The 5,683-nt window shown below is 56.6% G+C and carries 1 protein-coding gene and 3 rRNA genes; all 4 read left to right on the top strand.

The genetic code is table 11. The features are described 5' to 3' along the window. Positions 1–225: hypothetical protein (locus BMX93_RS13185; protein ID WP_218139345.1), on the top strand; the 225-nt coding region annotated here is incomplete at its 5' end. Between the two features lie 50 nt (positions 226–275). Next, positions 276–1,794 (top strand): 16S ribosomal RNA (locus tag BMX93_RS12420). Between the two features lie 366 nt (positions 1,795–2,160). Then, positions 2,161–5,279, top strand: a 23S ribosomal RNA gene (locus tag BMX93_RS12425). 246 nt (positions 5,280–5,525) lie between these two features. Further along, positions 5,526–5,642: ribosomal RNA gene (gene rrf, locus BMX93_RS12430) — 5S ribosomal RNA — on the top strand. The 16S, 23S and 5S rRNA genes sit together here, the layout of an rRNA operon. The last annotated feature ends 41 nt before the right edge of the window (positions 5,643–5,683 follow it).

The raw sequence follows: 5,683 nt of genomic DNA on the forward strand, positions 1-5,683 counted from the left end.
GTTTGGTTGGTTGTTTTGGTGGGCTGGCTGGGCTTTTGGGTTTGGTTGGTTTGCTGGTTTGTGTTAGTGTGTGGTTGTTGTTCCGGGCTTGTTGTGTGGGGTTCGGATTGCACCCGGTTTTTGAGAACTCAACAGTGTGCTTTGAAAGTCAATGCCAATTTTGTTTTGTCCCGTGCCGCTGGTTTTGTGGCTGGCGGCTTGGGTTTCTTTGAGTTGGTTGTTTGATTGAAGTCCAGTTTTTTGGGCTTGTGTCAGATCGGCTTGATGTTGGTTTTTCAACGGAGAGTTTGATCCTGGCTCAGGACGAACGCTGGCGGCGTGCTTAACACATGCAAGTCGAACGGTAAGGCACCTTCGGGTGTACACGAGTGGCGAACGGGTGAGTAACACGTGAGGAACGTACCCTTCACTTCGGTATAGCATCTGGAAACAGGTGGTAATCCCGGATATGAGCTGGGCGGGCATCCGTCTGGTTGGAAAGCCTTGTGCGGTGGGGGATCGTCTCGCGGCCTATCAGCTTGTTGGTGGGGTAGTGGCCTACCAAGGCTTTGACGGGTAGCCGGCCTGAGAGGGCGACCGGCCACATTGGGACTGAGATACGGCCCAGACTCCTACGGGAGGCAGCAGTGGGGAATATTGCACAATGGGCGGAAGCCTGATGCAGCAACGCCGCGTGCGGGATGACGGCCTTCGGGTTGTAAACCGCTTTCACCCATGACGAAGCGTGAGTGACGGTAGTGGGAGAAGAAGCACCGGCCAACTACGTGCCAGCAGCCGCGGTGATACGTAGGGTGCGAGCGTTGTCCGGAATTATTGGGCGTAAAGAGCTTGTAGGCGGTTGATCGCGTCGAAAGTGAAATTCCAGGGCTTAACTCTGGGCTTGCTTTCGATACGGGTCGACTTGAGGAAGGTAGGGGAGAATGGAATTCCCGGTGGAGCGGTGGAATGCGCAGATATCGGGAGGAACACCAGTGGCGAAGGCGGTTCTCTGGACCTTTCCTGACGCTGAGAAGCGAAAGCGTGGGGAGCAAACAGGCTTAGATACCCTGGTAGTCCACGCCGTAAACGGTGGGTACTAGGTGTGGGTCTCATTCCACGAGATCCGTGCCGTAGCTAACGCATTAAGTACCCCGCCTGGGGAGTACGGCCGCAAGGCTAAAACTCAAAGGAATTGACGGGGCCCCGCACAAGCGGCGGAGCATGCGGATTAATTCGATGCAACGCGAAGAACCTTACCTGGGTTTGACATGTGCCGGAAGTATTCAGAGATGGGTGCGCCTTTTTGGTCGGTACACAGGTGGTGCATGGCTGTCGTCAGCTCGTGTCGTGAGATGTTGGGTTAAGTCCCGCAACGAGCGCAACCCTCGTCCAATGTTGCCAGCAGTTCGGCTGGGGACTCATTGGAGACTGCCGGGGACAACTCGGAGGAAGGTGGGGATGAGGTCAAGTCATCATGCCCCTTATGTCCAGGGCTTCACGCATGCTACAATGGCTGGTACAAAGAGCTGCGAGCCTGTGAGGGTGAGCGAATCTCAGAAAGCCAGTCTCAGTTCGGATTGGGGTCTGCAACTCGACCCCATGAAGTCGGAGTCGCTAGTAATCGCAGATCAGCAACGCTGCGGTGAATACGTTCCCGGGGCTTGTACACACCGCCCGTCAAGTCATGAAAGTCGGTAACACCCGAAGCCGGTGGCCTATCCCTTGTGGGGGGAGCCGTCGAAGGTGGGACTGGTGATTAGGACTAAGTCGTAACAAGGTAGCCGTACCGGAAGGTGCGGCTGGATCACCTCCTTTCTAAGGAGCCTGTGGCTCGGTGCGGCTGGTTGGTCGTGGCTGGGTCCATTGTCTGCCAGTGTGGGTGTCGGGGTTGTCTCGGTGCTTGTGGTGCTGGTGGGCTGGCTGTGGTTGTGGATCATTGACTGGGTGGTTGGTGCTGGTGTTCTGGTGCGAGTACAGCCGTGCTCCTTTGTGGGGTGTGGAGTGGGAAGTACTGGGATGGTGGTGGTGATCGTGAGGCACACTGTTGGGTCCTGAAGGGCCGGTTGTGGCTTTTCGTGCGGTCTGGTGTCTGGTTGCTGTTGTGGTGGCTGGGTGTTGGGTTCCGCTCGTGGTTTGAGAACTTCATAGTGGACGCGAGCATCTTTGTAGTTGATTGTTGTGTGACAAGCTACTAAGTGCGATCGGTGGATGCCTAGGCACCAAGAGCCGATGAAGGACGTTGTAACCTGCGATAAGCCCCGGGGAGTTGGTAAACGAGCTGTGATCCGGGGATGTCCGAATGGGGAAACCTCGAAGGGAACCAGTGGTGAATCGCTGGCGACTGCTGCCTGAATGTATAGGGTGGTGTGAGGGAACGCGGGGAAGTGAAACATCTCAGTACCCGCAGGAAGAGAAAACAACCGTGATTCCGTGAGTAGTGGCGAGCGAAAGCGGAGGAGGCCAAACCGTGCGTGTGTGATAGCTGACAGGCGTTGCGCGTGCGGGGTTGTGGGAAATGTTGTGGTCGGGCTGTTGACTGGCCGTGGAGTGATCAAAGGTCGATGAAGTGGAAGCATGCTGGGAAGCTGTGGCGTAGAGGGTGAGACCCCTGTACACGTAAGTTGACCTCTCCATATGTGTTATCCCAAGTAGTGCGGAACCCCTGAAATTCCGCATGAATCTGGCGGGACCACCCGTCAAGCCTAAATACTCCTTGGTGACCGATAGCGGACAAGTACCGTGAGGGAAAGGTGAAAAGTACCCCGGGAGGGGAGTGAAATAGTTCCTGAAACCGGTCGCATACAATCCGTCGGAGCCTCCGTGTGGGGTGACGGCGTGCCTTTTGAAGAATGAGCCTGCGAGTTAGTGGTGTGTGGCGAGGTTAACCCGTGTGGGGGAGCCGTAGCGAAAGCGAGTCCGAAGAGGGCGTTTGAGTCGCATGCTCTAGACCCGAAGCGGTGTGATCTATCCATGGCCAGGGTGAAGCGACGGTAAGACGTCGTGGAGGCCCGAACCCACCAGGGTTGCAAACCTGGGGGATGAGCTGTGGATAGGGGTGAAAGGCCAATCAAACACCGTGATAGCTGGTTCTCCCCGAAATGCATATAGGTGCAGCGTCATGTGTTTCTTACCGGAGGTAGAGCACTGGATGGTCTAGGGGGCCCGAAAGCTTACCGAAATCAGCCAAACTCCGAATGCCGGTAAGTGAGAGCATGGCAGTGAGACGGCGGGGGATAAGCTTCGTCGTCGAGAGGGAAACAGCCCAGATCATCAGCTAAGGCCCCTAAGCGGTAACTAAGTGGAAAAGGATGTGGAGTTGCGTTGACAACCAGGAGGTTGGCTTGGAAGCAGCCATCCTTGAAAGAGTGCGTAATAGCTCACTGGTCAAGTGATTCTGCGCCGACAATTTAGCGGGGCTCAAGTTATCCGCCGAAGCTGTGGCATTCGCGTGTGGCCCGGCCCTTTTGTGGGGTCCAGGTGCGTGGATGGGTAGGGGAGCGTTGCGTGTGCGGTGAAGCGGCGGGGTGACCTGTTGTGGAGGGCACGCAAGTGAGAATGCAGGCATGAGTAGCGTATGACGGGTGAGAAACCCGTCCGCCGAATATCCAAGGGTTCCAGGGTCAAGCTAATCTGCCCTGGGTGAGTCGGGTCCTAAGGCGAGGCCGACAGGCGTAGTCGATGGATAACGGGTTGATATTCCCGTACCGGCCCAGTAACGATCGTGTTGAAGCGGGTGATGCTAAGCATGTGAGGTGCTTGAGGTCTTCGGACTGATGGTTGCTGAGTGTGTGATCCGATCCTGTGGTAGGCAAGCTGCGGAGGGACGCAGGAAGGTAGCTCGACACCGTAGTGGTTTGCGGTGTTAAGCCGGTAGGGCGAGGGGCAGGTAAATCCGTTCCTTGTGTGCCTGAGAGGTGATGAGTGGCGTCGGTTTCGGCTGGCGCGTATTCGAGTGATCCTATGCTGCCTAGAAAATCTTCGTGAGCGAGTTGCTGTGCTGCCCGTACCCCAAACCGACACTGGTGGATAGGTAGAGAATACCAAGGCGATCGAGAGAATCGTAGTGAAGGAACTCGGCAAAATCCTCCCGTAACTTCGGAATAAGGGAGACTGGAGATGTCATGGATCCTTGCGGTCTGGTGGCGTCAAGAGTCGCAGAGAATAGACCCAAGCGACTGCTTACTAAAAGCACAGGTCCGTGCCAAGTTGCAAGACGATGTATACGGACTGACTCCTGCCCGGTGCTGGAAGGTCAAGGGGAAGTGTTAGCTTACGCGAGGCACTGAACTTAAGCCCCAGTAAACGGCGGTGGTAACTATAACCATCCTAAGGTAGCGAAATTCCTTGTCGGGTAAGTTCCGACCTGCACGAATGGAGTAACGACTTGGGTACTGTCTCCACTACGAACTCGGCGAAATTGCATTACGAGTAAAGATGCTCGTTACGCGCAGCAGGACGGAAAGACCCCGGGACCTTTACTATAGTTTGGTATTGGTGATCGGTACGACTTGTGTAGGATAGGTGGGAGACTGTGAAGCAGCCACGCCAGTGGTTGTGGAGTCATCGTTGAAATACCACTCTGGTCGTTCTGGTTATCTCACCTAGGTCCGTGATCCGGATCAGGGACAGTGCCTGATGGGTAGTTTGACTGGGGCGGTCGCCTCCTAAAAGGTAACGGAGGCGCCCAAAGGTTCCCTCAGCCTGGTCGGTAACCAGGTGTTGAGTGCAAGTGCACAAGGGGGCTTGACTGTGAGACAGGCATGTCGAGCAGGGACGAAAGTCGGGACTAGTGATCTTCTGGTGGCTTGTGGAAGCGCCAGAACTCAACGGATAAAAGGTACCCCGGGGATAACAGGCTGATCTTGCCCGAGCGCTCACAGCGACGGCATGGTTTGGCACCTCGATGTCGGCTCGTCGCATCCTGGGGCTGGAGTCGGTCCCAAGGGTTGGGCTGTTCGCCCATTAAAGCGGCACGCGAGCTGGGTTAAGAACGTCGTGAGACAGTTCGGTCCCTATCCGCTGCGCGCGTAGGAATCTTGAGAAGGGCTGTCCTTAGTACGAGAGGACCGGGACGGACCAACCTCTGGTGTGCCAGTTGTTCCACCAGGAGCATGGCTGGTTGGCTACGTTGGGAAGTGATAACCGCTGAAAGCATCTAAGTGGGAAGCACGCTTCAAGATGAGGGTTCCCGCAGAATAGTCTGGTAAGGCCCCCGGTAGACCACCGGGTTGATGGGCCGGATGTGGAAGCATGGTGACATGTGGAGCTGACCGGTACCAAGTGGCCGAGGGCTTGTCTCACATTCTTTTCTGCTACGTTCTGGTGTTCGCGTCCACTGTGAGGTTCCCAGCCCACGAGCTGCCCTCCCGCCCCCCTTGGGGGTGGTGAGAGTCCGTGGTGATGGAGCCACCCCCCCAGGGGGTGGTGATTGAATGACACCCCCTGGGGGTGATAATTGAATGAGGCCCCTGTGCGTGTGGGGGCCGGTTCCACACGAGTTTCGGAACCCCGTGCCTCCCGGCCGGGGGCGGGTTCCGGTGAATTGTTGTGGTGGCCATGGTGAGAGGGAAACACCCGGTCCCATTCCGAACCCGGAAGTTAAGCCTCCCAACGCCGATGGTACTGCAGGGGGAACCCTGTGGGAGACTAGGACGCCGCCACACACTCAAGCTCCCCTCCACCCACCAGCGGAGGGGAGCTTTTT

The sequence above is a fragment of the Propionibacterium cyclohexanicum genome (genome assembly GCF_900111365.1).
Lineage (GTDB): Bacteria > Actinomycetota > Actinomycetes > Propionibacteriales > Propionibacteriaceae > Propionibacterium > Propionibacterium cyclohexanicum.